The following is a 24,659-nucleotide window of genomic DNA, read 5'->3' on the forward strand; positions in this document are numbered from 1 at the left end:
TGCCGGTCGATCAACGCCTGCGCAGAGCCCGCTTCTCCTCCGCGAATTCGTGTGGATTGTCCTGCGATATGTCGTACAGGGCGGTGTCGATGTCATAGATGGCGCGCCTGCCGGCCAGTGGATCGCGCGCCTCGAACGCCAACCCGAGCCAGCTCCGGGGCTCGACGACCACGGTGGCCTGCGACGTCGATCCCCCGAGCTGCCACTTCGACCAGCTGTCGGCCTCTTCGGTGACCACCACCGTCCACGTGGTCGTCACCTGGAGCTCGCGGAGGAGCTCAAGGAGCCGATCGCCCACTCCGCATGTCACGTACTCACCCCCTTGTAATAGCCATCCGGATCGGATAGCCAAAAAAGGATAATCGAAATCCGTGACAGGCGAATGAAATCGCTGACTCGAACCGGAACATCCCCGGAAACCCATCGGTACACACCGTCGCGATGACGCCGCTCCCTCGCAGCAGGACAAGGTGCCAGAGCATAGGCATGGGTCTAGATTTGTTCGACACGAAGCGGGCAGCCACCACGTGAGCCTGGTTCCTCAGGTCGAGGTTACCGGCATCATCAAAATCGAAGTCGATGTGGCCTGGTCTGCACTCAAGTTCTGCGAGCCCAGTGAACTTCACTACCACAACTCCTACCGCCTCCGCAGATGACCGTACACCCTGGCAATATCCCTCCAGCCTATGCTCGATACTGGCCCGTTACTCCCTCTACCGCCATTCGGATTCCTCGGATTTTTGCCCTGAGTATATTTATGCGGGGTCGGAATACGACGGCCAGTGGTTTTCTCATGGTGAGCCTCACGATGCCCAAAAGGGCCCCCGCCAGGTTGGCAAAAACATTCACTGCGATTCGACAACCCAACCGAGCGCGAACCCGATTTCCTGAATTGCGGGCTGAACGCGAAAGGCAAGCATATCCCGTGAGGCAGCAATGTGCAAGAACGAGCCATCACTTCCAGGCATCCAGGCCATCTTCAACTGGTCCGCCGAGAAGAATAGCAAGACAACATCTCCCAGCCACCAATCCAGATCGTCAACCGCTCCAACGAAATCAGCTGAACCTTCCTTGACCACACTTCTTCCTCGCTTCCCCGCAGTCAGCGTTTGATGGGTGCAATTTGGCGCTGCCGCCGTCATTATAAACTGCATCACCCGCCGCTTTTCATCGGGATTTGCAGCCTTCGGCCACTGCAATGTAATTGAATCGAATACGGTTGCTCGAAGTGTTTCCTTAGCAAAGGGTGGCACAAGCCCGGCGAATTCGCCAGGATTGTCGCGGAAGATAATCAGCAACATCTCACCGCTCATATCTTTCTCCAAACCCGGAAGACGCGTCTGGCTGTTCGACTAGACCCAGTGTGTATATGCCACCGTCCAGCGTGGTCATCTGCGTTCTTAGCGTACCGCTTCGTCAGATTGTGCGGAGCATTCAGGCTAAAAATGTGCCGGTTCCTGAATGTGATACCCTTCCCACCCAGTCTAACCTTTCTCAGCAACCTGTTCGCACGATTGGCAGCATCTTGCGACCGGGTTGTGGCAGTGACCCAGCGCCCTGCCTTCGATGCGACCCTACCGATGGCTTTCACCGCGGTAACGGCTCGTCCGACCCATCGGGTCACGCCGCCGGTGATGGCGGATGCGGCGAACTGGGCCGCTGCTGCCCAGTTGCCTTGGATGGCGTTGCCGGCGGCAGCGACGCCACTCGCGACAGCACCGATGGGCCCGGGAATGTTCGACACGACCTCGGCGACCGCGGTGACCGCCTTGACCAGGCTGCTGAACCAGCCGTGTCCGTCGAGGTCGAGGGTGTTGATGGGGTCGCCGGCGACGTAGTCGTAGTCGTTGGCGGAGCCGCCCTCTTCCGGGTCGACAGACAGGAACCTGCCCAGCAGCGGGCTGTAGGGCCGTGCGCCCATCTGGACCAGCGACAGCGCACCGGTGTGCTCATAGGGTCGCTGGTATTGGCCGAGCCAGCCGTAGTCCATGGAGCCGGGTGAGTTGTCGGGCACGTTCTGCGGATCAACCGCCCCGGCCTCGGTGAGGGGCTGGCCGTAGGGGTCGAAGGTGCGCAGCGCGCCGACCTGGTGACCGGCTGCGTCGGTGGTCAGGACCAGGTCGCCGCGGATTGAGGGGTGGTCGTAGCCGGGGGTGAAGGCGCCGTCGGTGCCGACTTTGCTGGTGTAGAGCACCCCGCCCGGCAGGGCCAGGGAGATCGAGGTGAGGCGGTTGTCTCCGTTGAGGGTGAGGTCAGGGGTGTCGCCGTCGCCGGTGAACCCGTACCGCACCACGGTGTTGTTGTCGCAATTCAGCGGGTCGCGGCGGATGATGCGGTTGGTCGCGTCGCGGGTATAGGTGACATTGGCGTTCAATGCCGGGTCGGCGCTGGTGGTGATCGCGCTGATGTTGCGGTCGGACCCGTCCCAGCCCAGTGTGGTGACGGTGCCGTCGGCGGCGGTCCAGCTGGTGGTGTTGCCGTCGGTGTCGTAGGTGAACCCGGTGAGCGCGGTGGCGCCTTCGGTCGCGAGCAGCCGGTCGGCGGCGTCGTAGCAGTAGCGGGTCTCCGCTGTACCGGGTGCGGTTTGGTCGAGCAGCCGCATCCGGTTGCCGTTCAAGCCGGCGTTGGTCTGGGTGCCGGTCGGGCAGGTGGCCGAGGCCGCGGACGTGTAGTCGTAGGTGTAGTGGTGCCCGCTGACGTAAGCCTCGGTCAACCGCCCCACACCGTCGTAGAGGTAGTTGGGAGCACCAGGGCGAGCATCGACCCCGGCGAGGGACTCGTCGATGATCGTGCCGGCCGCGGTGCGCCCGACCTGGCTCACGATGTGCTGGTTGTCGCTGGTCTTCCAGTCCAGGCTCAGCAGCCGGGCCGCGTTGTCCTTCGACACCGCGGCGAGGGAAGTGCCGTTGCCGTAGGTGACGGTGGCGAGTTCACCGGCGTTGTCGTAGGTGACGGTGGCGACGGTGGTGTTGTCCAGTTTCTGCGTCAGCACGCGGCCGGCGTCGTCGTAGGTGAACGACAGCACCCGCGCCGCGTCCGCCGCGTTGGGCGGGGTCACCGTGCTGGAGGTGACTCGTCCGACCTGGTCGTAGGCGGTGGTGGTGCGGACGCCGTTGGCGTCGGTGTAGGCGACGTCGCGGCCGAGCAGGTCGACGGTGGTGGTGATGGTGCCCTTGTCGTCGGCCACCGTGCTGGTGAGCGGGTCACCGCCGACTGCGTAGGTGTGGGTCACGGTGCGGGCGGGCACGGCGCCGTTGGCGGGGACCTGTTCCTGCAGCGGCCGGTCCCGGGTGTCGTAGGTGGTGCACGTCCACGCCCCGCCAGTGGCTTCGGCGACCACCCGGCCGGAGGCGTCGTAGACCTGCTCGTCCACCCGGCCCGGACCGGTAGCCGGGCTGGTGGAGGTGGTCAGCTTGGGTAGTCCGCCCTGGTTGACCGCGGGGCTGCCGGGCACGCAGGGGTTGGCGCGGGTTTCGGCGTCGCCGTAGTAGGCGTAGGTGGTGGCAGCGCCCGTGGCCATGGTCTTGGTGGTCTTGCGCAGGTAGCCCACACCAGGGGACTCGTAGGCGACGGAGCCTGCGATGTTGAGCCCGGTGGGGTTGGCCCGGCCGGAGGACGCGAGTCCGTAGACGGGGTCGAGGCCGTTTTCATCGAAGCGGGTGGTGCCGACCTTGTCTGCGACGCCGTCGGATTCCGAGGCGGTGGTGGACGTGGTCAGCCCGTATCGCGGTTTCAGCTGGACGCCGGGCACCGCTTCCTGCACACCTGCCGGAGTCGTCCAGTGCAACTCGAGCTGCGCGGTCAGGTCGAACTCGTAGTACTCGACCCGGATGCGTTTCGCCGCACCGGCGATGTCGTTGTGAAAGACACCGGTGCGCCACGCGGCAGTGGTGTTTCGCCAGTCGTCGATGACGACCTTGTCATCGACCCACACCCGGACGCCGTCGTCGGCCAGGACTCGCAAGGTGTAGTCACCGGCGGCGGGGAAGACGATGTCGCCGATGGCGCGGAGCGAGAAGTGGTCGGCGGGGACACCGGGAGTGGGGGCGGCGGTCCCCCAATTGTTCACCAGCTGCCCACCGGAACCGCCGATCCCGGTGGCGTAGACCTTGGGGGCGCCGGTGAGGCTGTCGTTGTCGTAGTAGGCGACCGACAGGCCGTTGATGTTCTCGTCGTAGGCGGTGTGCCCGTGCGAGACCTGCGGGCAGGTGCCGTTGGGCAGCTGTCCGGTGAAGCACGATGCCGGTGCGGGCCCGTAGGAGTCGGTGGCCCGGTCCGCGTAGTCGTAGACCGTGGTGGACTTGCGGCCCGCGGGGTCGGTGGTGGACAAGGGCTGGTCCTTGACGTTCCACTCCTGCGTGGAGGTTTTGCCCGCGGCGTCGGTGGTGGTGAGGGTGCGGTCGGCGTCGTCGTAGGTGACCCGGCTCGTGAACCCGATCGCGGGGTCGAGCCCGGCGGCGTAGGTGTAGGTCTGGCGGTGGTCAGGGTCGTAGCGGTAGCTCGTGGCCGGCCGCGGTTGTCCCGGCATCGGCGCGGGTTCGGTGACCTTGGTGGCCTTGGTGCGCCCGCTCAGCGTCGCGTAGTCGATCTTGGTGACGATGTCGGTGTAACCGGAGCGGGCCGCGGCATCGGCGGCAATCCAGTCCGTGACCAGCGGAGATCGCTGCGAGGTGAGCAGCCCGGCTGCGTTGTAGCCGTAGTCGGTGTTCTCCGAACCCGGGTCCTGGATGCGTGCCAGGCGCCCGCCCGTGTACCAGAGCAGGGTTTCGGTGCCGTCCCAGTAGGCGACGCGGCACAGCATTTGCGCGGGTGGGGCCGCGTCGGCACCCGGTGGCGGGGTCAGGCCGTGGTAACAGTCGTCGCCGGCCCGGTTGTAGTACAGGGTGTGTGCCCGCCCGGACACGGGATCCTTGATCTGGGTGAGCCGGGACGGTGTGCCGGTGTAGATGTTCTGCAGGGCGGCGGGTTTGCGGGAGTCCACCGCAGAGGCTTGGGTGTCGAGTTTGCCGTCGGAGCGGAACGTGTAGACGTCGCCGTCGTCGGTGAGGGTCACCTGACCCGCTGGGTTGAGGGCGAGGACGCCGTCTTCGCCGGTGGGCGGGGTGTAGCCGCCGGTGGATTTCTTGGTCCAGGTGTGTTTGGCGCCGGTGGCGTCGGTGAGCACGATGTTCTGGTCGGTCACCTTCGCGTCGGTGTAACTGGTGCCGTCCCCGTCCGCGTCGGCCGACAGTGACCAGCCCTGCGGCAGCGCCGGAAGGTCCGACGTGGACAGCCAGTCGGCGGGCACGATTTGCGGCGGAACGGTGGTTCCGTTGTCGGTGCGCGTGAACAACCGCATGCGCGCCAGGCCGACGCGTTCGGCGAGCTCGACCTTGATCGGCAGTCGTTGCCCCGCGGTCATCGGCACGCCCGTGGACTCGGTCCAGTTGACATCGCTGACGCCGCCCACGTCGTAGACCTTGGCGCCGTTGATCCAGATCACCGCTCCGTCGTCGTGCAAACCGGCGAACTGGTAGGTGCCGGTGGCCGGCGCTTGGAAGTAGCCTTCCCAGCGCACCACGAACCAGTCCGGCGCCAGCGCGGGCGCGAACGGGGACTGGTCGCCCCAGTCCACGTTGACCTGCGGTTCGGTGCGCACGAGCGCGGGCTGTTGCGCGTCGTTGATCAACCCGTTGTGCGACAGGTCGGCGTAGTACGAGGCACGCAGGCCCTTGGATTCGATTTGCTGGGAGTTGTAGGTCAGGGTGAGCCCGGCGTTGCCGCCCACGGTGTTGAAAGTGGGGGTTTGCTCCGACGTCGTGATGTTGCCGTTGGCGAGGTTCACCGTCACCGGTCCGGCGTCGTCGCTGGGTGACGGGCCACGGTCGCCGATGCGCTGGTCGGCCTTGAGGTGCCCTACCCAGGGTGGGGTGGTCGTGGTGATCCCGGAGTAGGTCATCGCCTGCCAGGTGTAGGCCACGCCGTCCTGCAACACGCCCGGCGGCACAGTCCACTGCGGACTCGGCTGACATCCGGAGTCCACCACGACACCGGACTTCGCGTCCGGGCCGGTGGCGATGCGGAAGCAATAGGACACCGGGTCCCCATCCGGGTCGGTCACGGGGTTCACCGCCAGCGTCGGGGTCAACACCGTCGACACGCTGTTGTCCGCGGGACCGACAAGTACCGCGGCGGGCGGGGCGGACCCGGTGTCCACGGTCAAGGTGGCGTCGAGGTTCTTGTAGGTCCAGGTGCCGGCGATCTCGCTGCCGGCCAGCATGAAGTACGCGCTCGCGTCGCGGTTGTTGACCACGGTGCGCAGGTAGTCCGCCAGGCGGGAATCGGTGAACGACCCCACGTCACCGGTCAACGCCGAACCCAGGTACTCACCGACGGCGTTGAAGTTGAACGCAGTCGCGTGATAAAGATCCGAGTTCCAGGTCTTGAGCGAACCCACCACGCTGGTGTTGCGGACGACATCCATCTTCGCGCCCACTACCGTCTTGCCGAACAGCGGCGAGTAGTCGAAGTGGAAAACCGACCGGTTGTAGGTGTCCCCCGCCGCCTGGCTGTTGCCGATCCGCAGACCGCATCCACTGCACTCCGTCCCGTCGCTGCGGTAGGCGTGCGGATCGACGACACCGAACGAGAACGTCGGATCGACCGTCACCGGATACACCCGCTTCGGGTCCTGCAGCCAGCTCTGGTCCACCGACACGGTCAACCACCACGACTTGCCTGCCTGATCCAGCCGGTACTGGCCACCGGTCACGGCGGGCGCGGTCTGCCCGCCGCCGGCCGAGTCCCAGGTCTCCACGGGCGGCATCACGATCTTCACCGCACCCGCCGGATCCACCAGCTCCACCGCCCCTGCACTCGTCAAGCGCGGGGTCACACCGGTGGTGTCCAACCGGAAGCGCCACGACGACCGACCCGCTGGCGGCGGCTTCTTCAGCGTGATGCTCTCCTTCACCGCACCCGGTGTCACCTCGTAACCCAGATCGGTGTCCTTGCTCACCTCCGCATACGAGACCCGGTCACCGCGCACCGCGCCCGGCACCGGCAGCGCCTGATCGAACCCCAGGCTGGCCGTTGCGTCGCCGGTCTGCACCCGCAGCACCGCCGGGTCGTTCGCGGTGCCCGCCAACGACGGGTGCAGCGGATGTGCCGGCGCGTCGGCACGCCGGCTGCCCTGATCGACGCCCAACATCGTGTCCACCGGACGCCACCGGCCCGAAGCTTCCTGCACGTTCAGCGGCTGCGTGGACTGCCGCACGGTGCGTGAGCCATCCGGGTTCGCGTACTCCTCGGCGAACATCGAGCGGGACACCACGGTCGAACGCTGCGGGTCGAAATGACTGCCACCCGATCCATCCGCCCGGGACAACGGTTCGAACCCGCCGCGCGCCGGAGGCGTCGGCGGTGGTGGCACCGGTGCCGGGCTCGGGAGCAGGGGCACATCCCGGGGATCGATGGGCGACGGCGCGGCTGCGGCCTGCGCCGAAGGCACTGCCTCTGCCAGGGACGCCACCAAAACCACGACGAGCACCGCGGCCAGCGCACGCAGAACCGACCACAACCGCGCACGCAGACGTGCCCCAGGCTGACGAGGAAACACTGAGCCTCCAGAATTCAGGCGCCCCAGAACCCGCGCCCCCAATGACGGCCTTCGAAGTATCAGGACACCGTTCAAACGCGGCAATACGCCAAATGTCCCAACCTTGGTGCGTAACCCCCGAACAGCCCAGACCGCACCACTCTTGGTACTCCTTATCGACGACGAGCTCCTCCGGTCGTCACCCGAATCGCCGTCAACCCCGGCTCTGGAAGTCAGTTATGCACCACACTTCCAGGCACTACCGCGTGACTCTTCTGATCGTGGTGACCCTTGTCACGCAAGGGTTCCTGCTTGGCCGTGGCCGGAACAGGGGTTAGAGTCTCGATGCCGGGCCGATCGGCCCCGCCATTTTCTGGGGGTTCTTTCACGGAGGTTCTCGTGGTATTTCGGCGTGCGCGCGTACTCGCGCTGGCACCCCTGCTCCTCGCCGGAGTGATGCTCGGAACCGGGCCGGCAGAGGCGGCACCCAAGGCGAGCCCGCCCGCTCATCCGGAGCTGGATTTCCTGGGTTCTACCATCCGAGCCCGGGAAATTCCGGCGAAACGAACACGGACACTGTCCACGCTCACTGCGTCGTCCAACGCGCAGGGGCTGGACGTGAGCCACTATCAAGGCGCGGTGGACTGGAGTTCAGCCGCCAGCGCGGGCGCGAGCTTCGCGTACATGAAGGCCACCGAAGGCACCACCTACGTCGACCCGCAGTTCGCCACCAACTACGCCGGATCGGCGAACGCGGGCCTCGCACGGGGTGCCTACCACTTCGCGTTGCCCGATGTCTCCACCGGTGCTGCGCAAGCCACCTTCTTCCTCGACAACGGCGGCGGCTGGGTCGGTGACGGCCACACCGCGCCGCCGGTGCTCGACATCGAGTACAACCCCTACGGCAGCGCCGACTGGCCCGGCTGGTGCTATAACAAGACCCCCGCCCAGATGACCGCCTGGATCAGCGACTTCACCACCACCATCCACGACCGCACCAACCAGTGGCCCGTGATCTATACGACCAACGGGTGGTGGACTAACTGCACCGGCGGCAACACCACCATCCCCGCCAACAGTCCACTATGGATCTCCCGCATCGGCGACGACCCCGGCGCCATCCCCAGCGGCTGGAGCAACTACACCATCTGGCAGTACGACACCGCCGGCACCTTCCCCGGCGACCAGGACCTCTTCAACGGCACCGTCGACCAGGTCCGAGCCTTCGCCCAAGGCAGCGTCCCCGACCAGATCGTCACCCACTACACCGCCCTCGGCGGCGCCGGCTCCTCCCTCGGCAACCCCGTCGGCGGCGAATACCCCATCGCCAAGGGCTGGGCGCAGAATTACCAAAACGGCACCATTTACTACGCGCCCAACACCGGCGCGTGGGCCGTCACCGGCCCGATCCTCACCCGCTACCAGCAACTCGGCGGCCCCGGCGGCAGCCTCGGCTTTCCCACCAGCGACACCACCGGCACCGGCGACGGCACAGGCCAATACACCACCTTCGGCGGCGCCTCCCTCTACTACTCACCCAACACCGGAACCCACACCGTCCAGGGCCAGATCCGCACCAAATGGCTCGCCCTCGGCGGACTCCAAACGCTCGGCTACCCGACTACCGACGAGGCCGTGACCCCGGACGGAACCGGGCGGTACAACCACTTCAGCCTCGCCGCCGGTGCATCCGTCTACTGGACCCCCAGCACCGGCGCCCATGCCGTGCAAGGCGCCATCCGCGACAAGTGGGCCGCCCTCGGGTGGGAAACCGGCCTCGGCTACCCCACTACGGACGAAACCGTCACCTCCGACGGGGCCGGCCGCTACAACGACTTCAGCCTCACCGCCGGCGCCTCGATCTACTGGTCCCCGAAAACCGCCGCGCACTCCGTCCTCGGACAGATCCGGGACAAGTGGGCAGCCCTGGGCCGTGAACGGGGCATCGGCTATCCCACCACCGACGAGGCAGTGACACCGGACGGGATCGGGCGCTACAACCACTTCAGCCTCGACGTCGGGGCATCGATCTACTGGTCCCCGAACTCCGGGGCCCACTCGATCCAAGGCGCGATCCGCGACAAGTGGGCCGCCTTCGGTTGGGAAAAGGGATTCGGCTACCCCACCACCGACGAATCGGTGACGCCGAACGGCACCGGCCGCTACAACCACTTCACCAACAACGCCTCCGTCTACTGGACATCCAGCACCGGAGCCTGGTCCGTCGTCGGCGCCATCCGTGACAAGTGGGCCTCCCTCGGCTGGGAAACCAGCGCGCTGGGCTACCCCACCAGCGACGAATACGGCGTCACCGGCGGCCGCCGCAACAACTTCCAACACGGCTACATCACCTGGTTCAGCGCCAACGGCACCACCCAAGTCACCTACAGCTGAACACCGGCATTACGTGGTGGTGCCTTCCACAACCGGGAGGCACCACCACCGCCATGCGGCCCCGCCTGCAGAGAGCCGTGTGCGCCTTGGAGTCCGGAACACGGCGTCGGCTACGCATTCGACCTGGCGAATGACAATGCGCCGAATTCGCGCGACGTCCTCGAACATTCTGTCGGCCGCGGCGCCCGATCGGTGGGCAGATCCGTCGAATGAGCATCAGCACCGGTATCCGCAATGGCAACCTCGGCCCAGGGTATTCGTCATCGCCGACGCCGCACGTAAGACACGCGGCGCGCCGTCGACACCAACGATGACCCCTTGCCGAACTGAGCGTCCTGGTCGGCATCGGCGGTCTGGCCGGCGAGGCCACCCGAGTCGGTACCCGCTGCGGCGACCCGACCAACATCCGCAGTGCTGGGCGCAAGGTCACCGCGATCACGACCGCCCGCGCAAGACTGTCTTCCGCTGATCGCCGGAATTGCCTCGCCGGCGACGATCACCATATGGCCCTCCACGCCCAACCAGATGCTGGCGGTAGCCGTCACCTTCGCCACATCCGCGCGAGCATCATGTCTCCCGGCACGACCGCCCATCTAAAGTAGCTGCAGGTCGGCGGCGTACATCAACCTGGGGTTTTGGGTCAGCTCCCCCCTCGGACACGTTCCATAACCCCAACTGTGCGGGTCGAGATTCGTCTCGACCCGCACAGTTCGTTTACCGGAGTGGTAGATCATCTTCAGGCCGAGCTGCTGGTAGACGGCTGCCTTGTCTTCGGGCGCGGCGAGGATCAGGGTGCGCCGGGGTCGCCCAGCCTGTCGATCAGGCCCTGGATCTCGTCCTTGCTCAGCCGCTGCGGCCGAGCAGCCGGCCGCGCCTTGGCGAGCGCTTCGGCGCGGCGTGCTTGAGTCTCGGCCATCCACCGAGTGACCAGTTGGGGGTCGGCCCCCGCTTCCAGCGCGGCTCGGTGACGCCGGAGCGCCTGGTCGCACTCCTCGACGACCCGCATAGCCGCCACAGCGGCGGGTTCGCCATCGTCCTCGGCCTGGGCTTCGTACAACGTGTCGACCGTGTCTTTGAGCCGGTGCGGCGCGAAGGACTTCGCGAGCCACGCGTCCAGTGGCCGGAGGAGGTCACGCTCGGCGAGATAGACGTTGCGCGGATGCTCCACCTTGTTCGCCAAACCGTACTCCGCGGGAAACCGGCACCGGTAGAACAACACTTCCCAGCTTTGCTGCCCCTGCATCCGCCGACCGCATAGACCACACCGCACCAACCCGCGCAACACATACCGGTGGCGGGTGCGTTGCCGCTCCCGCGTCGTTCGACCCGCTCCCCTGGCCCCCAGAACCTGCTGCGCCCGCTCGAACGTCTCCCCATCGATCAGCGCCTCATGCACAAGGTCATCCGACAAGATCCACTTGTCCCTCGCGTTCCACCGCATCCGCGTCTCGTCACCCAACGCGACGTCCTCGACATCGATCAAGACCTCGTCCTTGCGCTGCTTGGTCGTCGTCGTGATCGGCGTGGTCAGCGTCCTCTATGGAGCGTCCGTGGCGCTGGCGCAGCGGGACTTCAAGCGGATGATCGCCTACACCTCGGTCAACCACATGGGCTACATCATCCTCGCGGTCGGCGCCGCCGGGCTGGTCGCCGATTCGGCAGCCGAAGCCTCGCTCTGGCTCGACGATGCGGAGAAGGAGGCCCTCTACGACGACTTCGTCTCGGCAATCCGGAAGCGGCTCGACCACAGCCCGTCGCCCGGCCGCAGGCGGCATCTCCTGGCCACGATCATGTTCCCGACTGAGGTCACGGCATGACCCGGGACAGGGCTGTCGTCTACTGCCCGGCCCTCCCGCATTCGCCGTTGAGCTTGTAGCACAGGTAGCTGCCGTCCAGGCCGATCTTGAGCAACGCGCCGCCGAGCAGGAGCAGCAGGATGTTCTGGGTCTCGCGGCGCACGTGCGGAGGTGGCCCTTCATCCGACCGAGTGGCCGGTGTCCTCATCGGTGGTGATGCGGTGCGGGTGGTGCGGGATGCCGCGCACCGCATGGCCGACCAGGTCAGCCCGGTGGTCGCTGGTCAGGTGGTAGAGCATCCGGCGTCCGTCCCGCCGCGCCTGCACGAGGCCGGCGAGCCGCAACCGGCCCAGGTGCTGCGACACCGACGACCGCGACGCCGCCACCTGCGTGGTCAGGCTGGTGACGTCCTGCTCGGTGGACAGCAACCGCAGCAGGTGCAGGCGCGTCGGGTCGGCGACGTGTCCGAGCACCTCGGCCGCCACCGCGAGCCGTTCGGCTTCGGACGCACCTGCCCCCGAGGCGTTGTTACGCGCGCGCATGCCTGCCTAATGAGTGCCGTCAGGGGTACCTGGCAAGGGAACAGCCGCGAAAAAGAGACAGACGCCGATGGGCATGTCGAACGAGCACACCAGCCAGCACGGCCATGGACACGGACACGGCCATGCGCACGGCCACGGCCACGGTCACGCACATGGTCACGGCCGGCGCCCCGGCACCTGGGCCGGGCGGGTCTGGGCGTAGCTGCGGCACGTGGTCACCCCGCACAGCCACGACAGCGCCGACCGGTTCGACAGCGCGCTGGAGACCAGCAAGCGCGGGATGCGCACCCTGGTGTGGTCGTTCCTGGCGCTGTTCGTGACCGCAATCGCGCAACTGGTGATCGTGCGTTCACCGGCTCGGTCGCCCTGCTGGGCGACACGATCCACAACTTCGCCGACGCCCTGACGGCGCTGCCGGTCGGCATCGCCTTCGCACTCGGCCGCCGCGCCGCGACCCGCCGGTTCACCTACGGCCTGGGCCGCGCCGAAGACCTCGCCGGCGTCGCGGCCACGGCAGGGTGTGCGGACGAGACAGTCGGCAGTCGGCGGCGTCCCGCGGTGGCCGGGCAGGCAGCTCGCGATACCCGTCGTCAACGCGCGGGAGGGTGGACCGACGACGAGGACGGCCACCCGACCTGGTTGACGGTGCGGACCGGCATGTGAGGTGGAGGAACAGCAGCTCTACCGGCACCCTGCACGAGGAACGGCCCGTGGTGGCCACCGAAGCCGTGCCCGTGGAACGGGTCCGGCTGGCCAAGGACCAGATGCACGTGAACCACCTGTTCACCGCGGAACCCGGCGGCCACCGATGATGGTGCCGAGGCCCTGGGGCGGGAACCCTGGCGAACCCGAAGTCGACGACCGCCGCGACCAACCGCTCCGGGCTCGGGTGTGCGCGGCCCAGCCCCGCGGGTGAGCGGGTCCCCCGGAAGCCCCGGCCCGCAAGAGTCAGCGCGAGCGGCGGGAACCAGCGCGCGCACCGGCCGAGAAGGCGGCGGCACCGCCGGTTCGGGCAGGAACGCCACCGGAGGAGTCGCGACCGGATCCGGACGTTGCGTCGCCGGAACGGCGTGGACGGGACTCGGCGGCACCACGACGAGCCTGGCCGAACTTCCCGGCGCCCTCGCGACGTCCGGCGGGGTCGGCCGAGCGGCGGCCCTGACCAGCGGACGGGCCGCCATCGTGGTCTTCACCGGCCCGGGACCGCGCCGGCCGTCCGGCTGCGGCACCACGCCGCGCGTCACGGGCACTCCCGGACCCGCCACGGCCCAGCCCGGACGAGCGGTCCTCGGCACCCGACCGCGCCGCGCCAATCTTCGCGGACACCTTCTTCGGCCGCGTGTCCGCGGCCGGCCGCGACGGCGGTGTGGTGAACGACCGCTCACCCGGCGCCAGCTCGGACAGCAGCGGATGACCGGGACCAATCCGCGTCGTGGTGGGCTTGATCCCTGCCTTGCGGGTCAGGTCACGGACGTCGGCGACCTGCTCGTCGGTCATCAGCGTGACCACCGTGCCAGCCGCCCCGGCCCGCGCCGTGCGGCCGGACCGGTGCAGGTACGCCTTGTGCTCGACCGGCGGATCCGCGTGGATGACCAGCGTGACGTCGTCGACGTGAATTCCGCGGGCCGCGATGTCGGTCGCTACCAGCGTTCTCGCCGCTCCGGACGAGAAAGCCTCCAGATTGCGCGTCCGCGCCCCCTGCCCGAGGTTGCCGTGCAGTTCGACCGCCGGGACGCCGGAGGCGAGCAGTTTGCGCGTCAACTGCTTCGCACGGTGCTTCGTCCGGGTGAACACCAGCGTCCGGCCTGCCGCCGCGGTGAGATCGACCAGCACCGGCAGCCGGTGGCTCTCCTCCAGGTGCAGCACGTGGTGCGTCATGGTCGACACCGGCGACCGCGCCGAGTCCACGCTGTGCGTAACTGGATTGTTCATGAACCGCTTGACCAGCACATCGACCCCAGTGTCGAGGGTCGCGGAGAACAGCAGCCGCTGCCCGCGCGCGGGAGTGGCCGCCATGATGCGACGGACTTCGGGCAGGAAACCGAGGTCAGCCATGTGGTCGGCCTCGTCGAGCACGGTGATCTCGACGGCGTCGAGCCCGATGGCGCCCGAACGCATGTGGTCGGCCAGCCGGCCCGGGCACGCGACGACGATGTCAACGCCCTCACGCAGGCGGGAGATCTGCGGGTTGGCGCTGACGCCGCCGAAGATCGTGGTGACCTTGAGGCCGAGCGGCCCGGCCAGCGGCAGGATCGAGCCTTCGATCTGGGTGGCCAGCTCGCGGGTCGGCGCGAGGATCAGGGCCCGCGGGCGGCCGGGTCGGCGCCGCACCGGGGCGGCGGCGAGCCGGGCCAGCACAGGCAGCACGAAACCGTAGGTCTTGCCGGAACCCGTGCGGCCGCGACCCAGGACGTCCCGGCCCGCGAGCGAATGCGGCAGCGTGGCGGCCTGAATGGGGAAGGGGCTGGTGACGCCTTGCCCGGCCAGCGCGTCGACGAGGGTCGTGGACAGACCGAGTTCGGTGAAGGTAGGTGTGCTCATAAGCAGTTGTGGACGCGGGCGCCCTGGATCTCCATCAGTAGAGGGTTGTCCTGCCCGGCGCGGACCTGGTGACCGCGGCGCGTGGGAGTCGACAACGGAACGCGGCCCGAGGCAGAACTGAGCGGGCCGCGTGATCAGTGTACCCGACGCACGCGCGAGTCCCGTGGCTTCCGGTCTGAGCGCGGTGGTAACGGGTACCGACCGGGGCGAGGCGAAGAACCGACGACAGGAGTTCCCGTGTCCCAGCCTCCGCAGCAGCACACCCCGCCAGGCACCACCGGCGACATGGATCCCGCGCCCGACCACGGGGAGCACAGCTACCGCGGCTCCGGGCGGCTGGCGCGGAAAGCGGCCTTCATCACCGGGGCCGACAGCGGCATCGGCCGTGCCGTGGCGATCGCGTTCGCCCTCGAGGGCGCGGACGTGCTCATCTCCTACCTCGACGAGCACGAGGACGCGCGGGAGACCCAGCGGTGGGTCGAGGAGGCCGGACGCAAGGTTGTGCTGCTGCCCGGCGACCTGGCCAGACCCGCGCACTGCCGGTCGGTGATCGCCACCGCGGTGGCCGAGTTCGGCCGGATCGACGTGCCGGTCAGCAACGCGGCGTTCCAGATGACGCATGAGTGGATCGAAGACATCCCCGACGAGGATGGGACCACACGCTGGCCATCAACCTCAGCGCGTTCTTCCACCTGACGAAGGCGGCGGTGCCCATATAGCGCCGGGCTCCTCCATCATCGCCAGCAGCTCGGTCAACTCCGACAACCCGCCGCCCCAGCCGCTGCCCTATGACGTGACCAAGGCGGGGATCACCAACATGACCGCGGCGCTGGCCCAGATGCTCGGTCGAAGGGAATCCGGGCGAACAGCGTGGCCCCGGGGCGGATCTGGACGCCGCTGATTCCCTCGACCATGCCCGAGGAACAGGTGAAGAGCTTCGGTGCCCAGGGGCCCTTGGGCGGCGCCGGCCAGCTGGCCGAGCTCGCCCGGTGTACGTGCTGCTCGCCTCCGACGAGGCCAGCTACGTTTCCGGAGCGCGAATCGCGGTCACCGGCGCACGCCGGTCCTGTGACCCGCGGCCGCGTCCGGTGCGGTGGTGCCCGGCGGGGTGTGCCGCAGCACAACCAGGGCAGCTCGCTCCTCCCCCACCGCATGGGCCGGAAGAACGTCCGTAATCGTCCACAGTGGGCGGATAGCCGAATTCGGCACCGGTGCCCGCGCCGGCCAGGGCGTGTCCCTTCCGCTTCCTCCCGTGACCCGAAGGCGAGCGCCACAGGCCAGGTCCTGGCCGTTCGGCCGCCGGGAGGGATCACTGGCCCCCGCGCCGCAGCATCCTCCTGATGGCCGCGAAGACCAGCCCGCCCACCAGGACCCACGGCCCGGCGACGATGACCGGGTCCAGCATCTGGTGCTTGACGTCCGCGCGCTTCTTCCCGAACCGCGAGGACACGCCGTGACGGGAGAACTCGCTGAGCACCCCGGTCTGCGTGATCGGGTTGTCGGGACGCAGAGTCAGCAGCGAACGGATGTGGCTCTCCCACGCGTCCACCCGGTCCGCGGCCAGCAGGAGCAGCCAGTGCGCCGCCCGGCCCTCGCTGTACTTCCGGTAGGACAGTTTCCGCAGCATCCCCGAAAAACCCGCCGGTGGGCACGAAGTGCCAAAGACCGGGGTTAGAAACTCATGCTCGATCGACCGTTCCCGGGGCCACTTCTCCGGCTGCCGCTCCGGGAACTCCCAGTGCGCGCCGGTGCGGTCCTCCTGCCACTGCAGCTTGGGCACCGACGGGCGATCCTTCGGATCGAGGTCGGCGCCCCAGCCCGGAATCCGGGCGCGCAGCTGCTCACTCGTCTCGGGCAGCGGCGGTCGTTCCGAGGTGTAGGTCATGGCACCTTTCCTTCCTTCAGCTGCCCGCCACGATGAGGGGCTTGATGCAGCCGTCCAGCTTCGCCGAGAACATGTGGTAGCCCTCGGCGATGTGCTCGAGCGGGATGCGGTGGGTGACGATGTCGCTCGGTTTCAGGTAACCGTTGCGGATGTGCTCGAACAGCCGCGGCCATTGCCGCTTCACGGGACACTGGTTCATCCGCAGCGTCAGGCCCTTGTTGAGGGCGTCCCCGAACTTCACGGCGCTGAACATCGGCCCGTAGGCGCCCATCACCGAGATGGTGCCGCCCTTGCGCACCGAGTCGATCGCCCAGTTGAGGGCCACCGGTGAACCGCCCTGGAGCTTCAGCTTCGCCGACGTCACGTGCTGCACGAAGTTGCCGTCGGCCTCGGCGCCCGCGGCGTCGATCGCGACATCGGCGCCGAGGTAGCCGGTGATCTTCTTCAGGTGCACGACGATGTCGTCGTACTCGCTGAAGTTGTACGTCTCGGCGTGGGCGAACGTGCGGGCCTTCGCCAGCCGGTACTCCAGGTGATCGATGACGATCACCCGGCCCGCCCCCATCAACCAGGCGGACTTCGCGGCGTACAGGCCCACCGGCCCGGCCCCGAAGACCACCACCACGTCACCCTCCACGATGTCGCCGAGCTGCGCACCGAAGTACCCGGTCGCGAGCGCGTCGGTGAGCAGGACCGCGTCCTCGTCGTCCATCCAGCCGGGAATGACGGCGGGCCCCACGTCGGCGAACGGCACCCGCACGTACTCGGCCTGCCCTCCGTCGTACCCACCGCAGGTGTGCGAGTAGCCGTAGATGCCGCCGACAGCCGTGGCGTTTGGGTTGACGTTGTGGCAGTTGGAATAAAGACCACGAGCGCAGTACCAGCACGTCCCGCAGAAGATGTTGAACGGCACCATCACGCGGTCCCCCCTTGCGAGGTTCCGCACGCTGGAGCCCACCTCCTCGACCACGCCGACGAACTCGTGCCCGAAGGTCATGCCGACCCGCGTGTCCGGCATCATCCCGTGGTACAGGTGCAGGTCGGAGCCGCAGATCGCGGCCCGGGTGACGCGGACGACGGCGTCGTTCGGGTGCTCGATGGCCGGAACGTCCTTCTCCTCGACACGGACCTTGTACGGCCCGCGATAGACCATCGCACGCACGGCTTCTCCTCCGCCCTGTCGTCGAACGGCCTCTCGGGCCCCTCCCGGCACATACCCGTCCCGTGTCCGCGTAATCCTCCCGGGTGTTCCTCCGATGACGCTCGGCCGATCGGGCGGCCCGGGTCAGGTCGCTTGGCGGCCGGTTCCTCCACGGGACTCCTGCTGGGCCTCCTCGACGCGGTGGGACACCCGGAGCAGCCGGATCGAGGTGACCAGGCCGATGCCGCCGACTATGTTGCCCAGCGAGGACCAGGCCAGCGCGAGCGCCCAGTCGGCCCACGAGTAGTGCGCCATGCCTCCGAGCAGGCCGGCGAACATGAGGATCGAGTCGAGTACCGAATGGAACAGCTGCCCCCCGACGAGCAGGAACGGCATCGCCACCGCCGCGACGAGCTTGACTCCCATGTCGTTGGTCGCGTGCTGCATCCTGGTCATGAGAGTGATCACCGCGCCCGCGAGCACGGCCAGGAACAGCGAGGCCCAGGACACGCCCAGCGTCGCGTAGTGGTCGCCGGTCGTGGCGGCGGTGTCCCGAAGGCCGGGCAGCGCGACCACGATCATGCCGGCCATCACGAAACCCCCGGCGAGGTTCGCGGCGAGAGTGACCAGCCACAACCGGAGCAACCGTGGCCAGGAACCACTTCCGGACGCCAAAGCGGTCACCGGCACCAGGAAGTTTTCGGTGAACAGCTCGCTGCGCGCGAGAAGCAGCGCGATGAACCCGATCGTGAACGCGGCGGCGGCCAGCAGCGGCTGGCCGGTCTCGTGCTTGACGACCAGGTAGGCCAGCACTCCCACGGCGACGTCGACACCGCCGAGCACGCCGGTCGCCATCAACGGCAGCAACGGACGTCCCAGCCGGTCCCGCCCTTCGGCGATGATCCGGTCGAACGCCTCCTCCAGTTCCGGCTCGTCCCGGCTGCCGGCCTGGGACCGCAGGGGCAGAGTTGCGTGTTCGTCGTTCGAATCGTCTGACATCGTGTCTCCAACCGTGGCGGAACCCGGCGACCGGCCGCATACCCGGACGGGAGCGGACCTATTCGCCAGCCAGGCGCCGCGGCGGGGGTGCCACCACGCCACGGCTGATCAGCCCGTTGGAGGACAACAATTTCTTCAGTGGGAGGCGAAGCACGGGAGCTGGATTCGGAACGGGCGGAAGGCCTGCTTCCGCTAAGCGAAGGCTTGGGGGGACCTGCGAGTGGAAGCGGGGGATCAAGGCCGGTACGGGGTCGCCTCTCGGCGAGTGACGCCACACGGCTCCGGTGTTACCGGTATTCCGTGAGGGTGGAGGGTGAGGCCCGGGGACTCGGCCGTACCGACACCTGTTATAATGCGACCGCCGCCGGATAGTTCCCGCTCCCAGGCGTGATGTGCGTCGCCGCCGGCAGGGCAGCCGGCGGTGGATAAGTTGGTCACCAAAAGCGCGGGAGAACGCGGGGTCGGCGTGGCACGCGGGGAATCTGCCCGATCCGCTCGTCCTTATGCCGAAATCGCGCGGCAAGTTTTGCGACGGCTGTCATCTAGTCGAACCGAGTCGAACGGCGCGCAACCGCTTCAGAAGAAGCTATTGCGGGCTAACGTGCAGGAAAGTCACAGATGACGACGTTTGACCCGGCGCTAAAAACGCCCCACCTTTGGGCAATGACCAGCCAGTTCGGGTCGTCCGGACGCGGTCGCCCCGCCGGAAGAGCTCGCCGATGTACATATTGAGTGCAGCCACCACGTCACCTTCCACATCAAAGCTTCCATGCATCGGCTGACGTCACAGCCGAAGCCGTGTGGTTGGTGTGCAACTCCCCCTCGGACACAGTTTCGTGGCAGATCTGCCACATCTGACGTGCTGGAGCTGGACATTCATGGACAACCAGGCGACCAGCTGCGCGCGGTCGTTCTCGACCTTGATGCATCACCAAGTGTCCGAGTTCGTGCGCCGCGTCGAAGCGCTGTCGTTCTGCTGTCTTGCCGGTGTCGATGAAGATGAACGGCTCGTTCTCGATGTACAGCGAGAAGGCGTCGAGAGAACATCTCCGCTTGCTAACTAGCGAGCCCTGACCACGCGTCACCGACAAACAGCGAGAGAGCAGCCCGGGGCATCTCGATGCGCAGTGCCCAGTGGACTGGAGTCGAGCTCCTACTGGCACGTTGCGGCACACGGTGCTGTCCAGCGCGGAGAAAAGTTCCTGATCGACGAGCGTGGCGGCCGCCGTCTGCACCTGAGCCAGACAACGGCCGCCGCTGCTCCCACGTGTGCCTATTTCCTACCGCGTAGCCGATCCCACATCTTGACCACCAGCCCGAGGCCAAGCAGCACTGCGCACCCGATGGTCGCACAGATCACAGCGAAGATCGGATCGTGAAACACGAAGGGGAGCGCTACCCCGAAGGGCACGAGCCAGCAGGTCGCGACGACGAGGACGATGTCGCGAAGGTGGTGGCGGCTAATCCGTTTCAGCGGATCACCCAATGGTGTCGTGTGCGCAAGAGGGCTCGGGAAACGCGGATATGGCGTGCGACTGCTCGCATGTTCCCTCTAGAGCGCACGAACCGCTTCCCTGGTGCCCCGAATGGGACCTGGCTTCATCGTCCATGACGATGGGGTCGAGTTTTGCCTTCACCGCGCGCTCGGCGGTATTGCGGGGCGTTCAGCTGGGGTGGTGTCGATGAAGACAGGGGTCGACGAAACGGGGATTCGAAGTTCTCCGTCGTGGGTTTCCGTGGGCACGCTGACGCAGAGGGCGTCCACCGCGTGCGCGCTGGGGTATGGCCATTCCCAGGTGAGTTCGATCGAGGGCAGGTCCTCCCGGTCCGCACCATCGTGTCGTTGCCAGGCGATCAGCAGTGGTGTGCGGTTGGTTCGCTGGATCTCGAACAAGTACAGGTCCGGGTGGTTGGGCACTGTGATCCGGTCGACTCGTTCGACCTTGTCGAGGTGACGTGTCAACAGTTCGAACGTGTCGGCGGCCGGGTATCGGTGGCTGATGGTGTCGTCGCTGTAGTCCATCAGTTTGAGTTTGTCGAACATCAGTATCGGGGTGATGCGGAGGGCACGGTCCAGTTTCCACTCGGGTCCCATCGCGTAGTAGAGGTTGCGCCGCACGCCCGCCGACAAGGCCAGTACGGTTCGGACGACCAGATCTCGGCAGGCGATCCGATGACGCTTGTCGTCGAGTTCGGTCGGACATCCGGCCATGAACATCTGCAGGGTCGGCGGCAGCTCGTCCATGCGTTCGTAGAGGGCTATCACCGCGGGGGCTTCGGCGGCCTGCATGTCCTCGATCGTGTCGGGCATGGGCACCTCACCGAGGAACTGCTTCTGGTGCGCTGCGAGGACCGCGGCCAGGTACGGATGGTTGTCGGGGAAGTCTGTCGGCAGGGGGCCGCTGTGTTCGCTGGCGACGACGGGTTGCCGGCACCCGTGCGCGGCCAGCTGAGTGTGGCATGTCTGCACCAGAGCCGGGACCTGGTAGGCGTCACCGTAGGGGTGGATGTCGAAGATGTCGAAATACTCGGACCCGTCGCGCAACACCTGGCCGAAGAAACTCGCCCACGTCTGCGCTCCAGCCGGGCCGTCGCCGAGCATCGCTCCTGGCACCGCCGCACCGAGCACCACCAGGGCGGCGGGGTCGGCGGCCTTGACCGCGGCATGGAACACACGCAGGTGAGCCAGATACTCCTCAGCCGTGCCCGCCCAGAACAGCGGCAGGCATGGCTCGATCTCGGACTGCCAGAACCGGATCGATCCGGGCCGGCGGCCCACCAGTTCGGTGACGAATCGGTGGTACCGGTCGATATCGACCGCCGGTGATGCCGGTAGCCATCGAGTCGCGCGGCGCGTCGCCCACGGCGAGCTAGCACAGACCGTCACCCATGCCTCGTCACCGTCGTCGAGTTGATCCAGCAGCGCGTCCACGGCGCCCCACTCGAAAACCCCGGGCTCGGGCTCCACCTGCGACCAGTAGATGTTCACCCGCACGATGCCCGCCCCCAGCGCGTGCGCCTGCGGCATGAACTGCTCCGGCGGACCGAACAACCCGTAGGTCGTGGCACGCACCACGCCGACTCGGATGCCGGGCAGCAGATCCTCTGCCTGTGCGGTGTACGTCATCGCTACCATCTCTCCCTGAACACCCGTTAGAGGACGAACCGTCCCCTATATTGACGAGCTACAGTAACAGGACACGACAACGATAGAGGACCATCAGTCCCCTACTGTGATGGGAGTGACAGTGTCGACGAGATCCGACCGCGACCCCCGCGGGAGGCCACGGCGGCGCGGCACGGTACTGGAGCAGGCGATCCTGCAAGCCGCGCTGGACGAGCTGACCGAGGTCGGCTACACCGGCCTGACCATTGACCGAGTCGCCGCCCGCGCCCGCACCAACAAAACCGCGATCTATCGCCGCTGGCCCAGCCGCGCCGCACTGGCTGTCGCCGCGCATCGCCACGCCACGACGGCCGAGGATCCACCCGACACCGGCGACCTTCGCGCCGACGTACTCGCGCTGCTGCGCGGAGCAGCTCGACGGATCAGTTCCCCGCAAGGAGACATCCTGCACATCCTCGCCGCCGAGATGGGAAACGAACCCGACCTCATCCGTGAGGCCCGCGATCAAATGCTCGATACCAGCCTCACTCGATGGCTGACCGTACTGGGCCGGGCGGTCGCCCGCGGGCAAGCCCGACCCGAAGCACTCTCGCCCCGCATCGCCACCGTCGCTGTCGACCTGCTCCGCCACGAGTACCTCATCCGTGGCGCCGACACCATCGCCGACCACACCATCACCGAGATCGTTGACACGATCTACCTCCCCCTCGTGCAGACCCACAGCGACACGGACAAACCGAAAACTCGACGAGAAAGCGCAGACGCGGAGGAATAGAGCACCCCTGGAACAAGTCCCCTCCGCCAGCCAACGGACCCGACAACGGCGACCAAGGGTTCGACTGCAGCGGCCTGACAAAAGCCGCCTACGACGCCGCGGGAATCACCCTCCCCCGCACCGCCCACGCCCAATTCCACACAGGAACCCGCGTTCCCGACGGATCCCCGCTACCCGTCCAGATCGACAACTACCGCCATCCGAATGACAACTACGCCGGCGCCACGCGACCCTCATCAGACCACGACGAGACGCATTCACGTTCTATTGCAGTCATCCGTTTTTGGCGGCGCGCTCGCGTAGCACGGTAAGATCGTCAGGATGAGAGCGCGCCGTGATGAGGTGTCGAGCCCCCTCGCGCATCTCCTTGATGAGTTGTACGGCATCCGGGGCGTCAAGCACGAGACCCATTCGCTACGCGAACACACCGAGCTCGCCCGCACCGACAGTGGATTTTTGGACAATCGCTTGACATGGAGGCGGTGACGAAGCGTCCATAGTCGTCTAGCCCGAACCACCGGATGCGCATCGGCGGGCCACCGCCCCGGCCGGGGGATGACCACCCAATTCCATTCCAGCACACCAGGAGTTCGTCATGTCCCGTAAGAACCGCAAGAACCGGACCGCCCCCGCCATCGACGAGCGCCACCTTCATGCCCTCGACGACGGCCCCGGTCAACAGAACACGGCGACGACCACGGACGACAAGGTTCGCGCCCCACCTAGGGCGCGTCTGACAATGTTGTGGTCCAGGTGATGACGTCGTGGATGAGTATGGCGGCGCGGTGGAGGGTGGCGAGTTCGTCGTAGCGGGTGGCGATTCCTCGCCATTGTTTGATCTGGTTGAGCTGCGTTTGATGGCGTTGTGGCCACGGTAGTCGTGGGTGTCGAAGGCGGGTGGTCGTCCGCCGCGGGCCCCGCGGCGTGTGCGGTGTCGGGCTTGGTCGGACGGTTCGGGGATGACCGCCCGGATCTTCCGCCTGCGCAGGTGGGAGCGGATGGCGCGGGAGGAGTACGCCTTATCGGCGCGCAGCCGGTCAGGGCGGGTCCGGGCTCGCCCGCCGCCTCGACGAGGCACCCGCAGGTGGGCCATCAGCGGCTCGAAGATCAGCGAGTCCCCGGCCTGGCCCGGTGTCAGCAGCGTGACCAGACCGCGTCCGCTCCCGTCGACCACACGGTGGATCTTGGTAGTCCAGCCGCCGCGAGCGGCCGATCGCGTGATCAGGCGGCTCGGATCCGGGTTTCGTGTAGTTCGATCCAGCCCCCTGTGTGGCGGGTGATGTTCGTGGCGTGCTGATGCGCCCGCACGATGGTGGAATTCACCGAGACCGCTCGAGCACCAGTACCGCGCGGATTACCCGTTGGACCCCGGTACCGCAGTCGCGGTGCTGGAACTGGTGCGGGAGAAGATCCTCGTACCGTTCCCGGAGCACGATGAGGAGTGCCTCTCCATCCGGCACCAGTCCTTCAAGGCCACCTACCTGGTCAGCAGCCGCCTGGCGGTTGCCCATCGCGGTGACCACCGACGGCACCGACACCAGCGAGGTGCAGATCCACCCGGACGTCCGGTTCGCCCTCGGCGTGGCCGACGCCCCCGCCGCCGAGGGCACCGTGTAGCCGATGGCGACGCGGTCATGTCGCTGAACCGGTGGGTGTGGCCGCGTGGCTACCGTCGCCGCTCATGGCCGCAACACTGACACCGCAGCACCACGGCTGGCCGCACGGCTGGCGAACTCGTGGACACCCACCAGCGCGCTACGAGCGGGAGACCAACCTCGGCCGACGTGCGCGCCGCTGAGGCCGACGCCATCAAACAGGAAGTCAGGTCGATCGGCGAACAACTGAACAGGGGGTAGGGTAGTTTTCACGCAACAGACAACCGT

At 67.2% G+C, this 24,659-nt stretch carries 16 protein-coding genes and 4 pseudogenes; 7 read left to right on the forward strand and 13 right to left on the reverse strand.

Features of this window, described 5'->3' with window-relative positions; genetic code table 11:
- Positions 1–10: 10 nt before the first annotated feature.
- From FHX45_RS03280 to FHX45_RS03290, 3 genes are all read right to left on the reverse strand, one after another.
- Entirely contained in the window at positions 11–259 is a 249-nt protein-coding gene (locus FHX45_RS03280) for a hypothetical protein (RefSeq protein ID WP_208405780.1), read from the reverse strand.
- Between the two features lie 586 nt (positions 260–845).
- Complete coding sequence (locus FHX45_RS03285) at positions 846–1,313, reverse strand: hypothetical protein (RefSeq protein ID WP_167096536.1); 468 nt, start codon at positions 1,311–1,313, stop codon at positions 846–848.
- Complete coding sequence (locus FHX45_RS03290) at positions 1,310–7,312, reverse strand: PA14 domain-containing protein (RefSeq protein WP_341771332.1); 6,003 nt, start codon at positions 7,310–7,312, stop codon at positions 1,310–1,312. The genes FHX45_RS03285 and FHX45_RS03290 overlap by 4 nt, the downstream gene beginning before the upstream one ends.
- A gap of 663 nt (positions 7,313–7,975) precedes the next feature.
- Between FHX45_RS03290 and FHX45_RS03295 the strand changes: the two genes are divergently transcribed.
- Entirely contained in the window at positions 7,976–9,970 is a 1,995-nt protein-coding gene (locus FHX45_RS03295) for a GH25 family lysozyme (RefSeq protein WP_341771333.1), read from the forward strand.
- Positions 9,971–10,757: 787 nt separating this feature from the next.
- On the opposite strand, the gene FHX45_RS03300 is transcribed toward FHX45_RS03295, so the two are convergent.
- Positions 10,758–11,453, reverse strand: a complete 696-nt coding sequence (locus tag FHX45_RS03300) for a recombinase zinc ribbon domain-containing protein (RefSeq protein WP_167096538.1) — start codon at positions 11,451–11,453, stop codon at positions 10,758–10,760.
- A 25-nt stretch (positions 11,454–11,478) separates the two neighbouring features.
- Between FHX45_RS03300 and FHX45_RS03305 the strand changes: the two are divergent.
- A pseudogene (locus FHX45_RS03305) lies at positions 11,479–11,640 on the forward strand (proton-conducting transporter transmembrane domain-containing protein); the annotation flags it as partial.
- Positions 11,641–11,842: 202 nt separating this feature from the next.
- Here FHX45_RS03305 and FHX45_RS28305 read toward each other — a convergent pair.
- Together FHX45_RS28305 and FHX45_RS03315 are read right to left on the reverse strand one after the other, a co-directional pair.
- Positions 11,843–11,929: pseudogene (locus FHX45_RS28305) on the reverse strand (TIGR03943 family putative permease subunit); the annotation flags it as partial.
- A 16-nt stretch (positions 11,930–11,945) separates the two neighbouring features.
- Entirely contained in the window at positions 11,946–12,308 is a 363-nt protein-coding gene (locus FHX45_RS03315) for an ArsR/SmtB family transcription factor (RefSeq protein ID WP_167096539.1), read from the reverse strand.
- A gap of 202 nt (positions 12,309–12,510) precedes the next feature.
- On the opposite strand from FHX45_RS03315, the pseudogene FHX45_RS03320 reads away from it, so the two are divergent.
- Together FHX45_RS03320 and FHX45_RS03325 are read left to right on the forward strand one after the other, a co-directional pair.
- Positions 12,511–12,812 (forward strand): annotated as a pseudogene (locus FHX45_RS03320) (cation efflux transmembrane domain-containing protein); the annotation flags it as partial.
- A 155-nt stretch (positions 12,813–12,967) separates the two neighbouring features.
- Complete coding sequence (locus FHX45_RS03325; RefSeq protein ID WP_167096540.1) at positions 12,968–13,120, forward strand: DUF2382 domain-containing protein; 153 nt, start codon at positions 12,968–12,970, stop codon at positions 13,118–13,120.
- 136 nt (positions 13,121–13,256) lie between these two features.
- Here FHX45_RS03325 and FHX45_RS03330 read toward each other — a convergent pair whose 3' ends face one another.
- The gene (locus FHX45_RS03330) at positions 13,257–14,849 is read right to left on the reverse strand and encodes a DEAD/DEAH box helicase (RefSeq protein ID WP_167096541.1); all 1,593 of its coding nucleotides are present in this window, start codon (positions 14,847–14,849) and stop codon (positions 13,257–13,259) included.
- Between the two features lie 237 nt (positions 14,850–15,086).
- Here FHX45_RS03330 and FHX45_RS27885 point away from each other — a divergent pair, with 237 nt between their 5' ends.
- The gene (locus tag FHX45_RS27885; RefSeq protein WP_341771334.1) at positions 15,087–15,545 is read left to right on the forward strand and encodes an SDR family oxidoreductase; all 459 of its coding nucleotides are present in this window, start codon (positions 15,087–15,089) and stop codon (positions 15,543–15,545) included.
- Positions 15,546–16,158: 613 nt separating this feature from the next.
- Here the strand turns inward: FHX45_RS27885 and FHX45_RS03340 are convergent.
- The 5 genes from FHX45_RS03340 to FHX45_RS03360 all read right to left on the reverse strand — a co-directional run bounded on the left by FHX45_RS03340 (position 16,159) and on the right by FHX45_RS03360 (position 22,001).
- Complete coding sequence (locus FHX45_RS03340) at positions 16,159–16,734, reverse strand: hypothetical protein (RefSeq protein WP_167096542.1); 576 nt, start codon at positions 16,732–16,734, stop codon at positions 16,159–16,161.
- A 16-nt stretch (positions 16,735–16,750) separates the two neighbouring features.
- Positions 16,751–17,887 (reverse strand): zinc-dependent alcohol dehydrogenase, encoded by a 1,137-nt coding sequence (locus FHX45_RS03345; protein WP_208406426.1) that lies wholly within the window; start codon positions 17,885–17,887, stop codon positions 16,751–16,753.
- 132 nt (positions 17,888–18,019) lie between these two features.
- Positions 18,020–18,874: a formate/nitrite transporter family protein gene (locus tag FHX45_RS03350; protein ID WP_167096544.1), complete on the reverse strand. Its 855-nt coding sequence runs from the start codon at positions 18,872–18,874 to the stop codon at positions 18,020–18,022.
- A 758-nt stretch (positions 18,875–19,632) separates the two neighbouring features.
- Entirely contained in the window at positions 19,633–20,109 is a 477-nt protein-coding gene (locus tag FHX45_RS28680) for an ImmA/IrrE family metallo-endopeptidase (protein WP_208405781.1), read from the reverse strand.
- A 398-nt stretch (positions 20,110–20,507) separates the two neighbouring features.
- Positions 20,508–22,001 (reverse strand): hypothetical protein, encoded by a 1,494-nt coding sequence (locus FHX45_RS03360; RefSeq protein WP_167096545.1) that lies wholly within the window; start codon positions 21,999–22,001, stop codon positions 20,508–20,510.
- 115 nt (positions 22,002–22,116) lie between these two features.
- On the opposite strand from FHX45_RS03360, the gene FHX45_RS03365 reads away from it, so the two are divergent.
- Positions 22,117–22,776, forward strand: a complete 660-nt coding sequence (locus FHX45_RS03365) for a TetR/AcrR family transcriptional regulator (RefSeq protein WP_341771335.1) — start codon at positions 22,117–22,119, stop codon at positions 22,774–22,776.
- Positions 22,770–23,012: pseudogene (locus tag FHX45_RS03370) on the forward strand (NlpC/P60 family protein); the annotation flags it as partial. The gene FHX45_RS03365 and the pseudogene FHX45_RS03370, both read left to right, overlap by 7 nt.
- Positions 23,013–23,170: 158 nt before the next feature.
- On the opposite strand, the gene FHX45_RS03375 reads toward FHX45_RS03370, so the two are convergent.
- Positions 23,171–24,037 carry a transposase gene (locus FHX45_RS03375; RefSeq protein ID WP_424923829.1) on the reverse strand — a complete coding sequence of 289 codons (867 nt, stop codon included), beginning with the start codon at positions 24,035–24,037 and terminating at the stop codon, positions 23,171–23,173.
- Positions 24,038–24,659: the final 622 nt, after the last annotated feature.

The sequence above is a fragment of the Amycolatopsis granulosa genome, assembly GCF_011758745.1.
Classification (GTDB): domain Bacteria; phylum Actinomycetota; class Actinomycetes; order Mycobacteriales; family Pseudonocardiaceae; genus Amycolatopsis_E; species Amycolatopsis_E granulosa.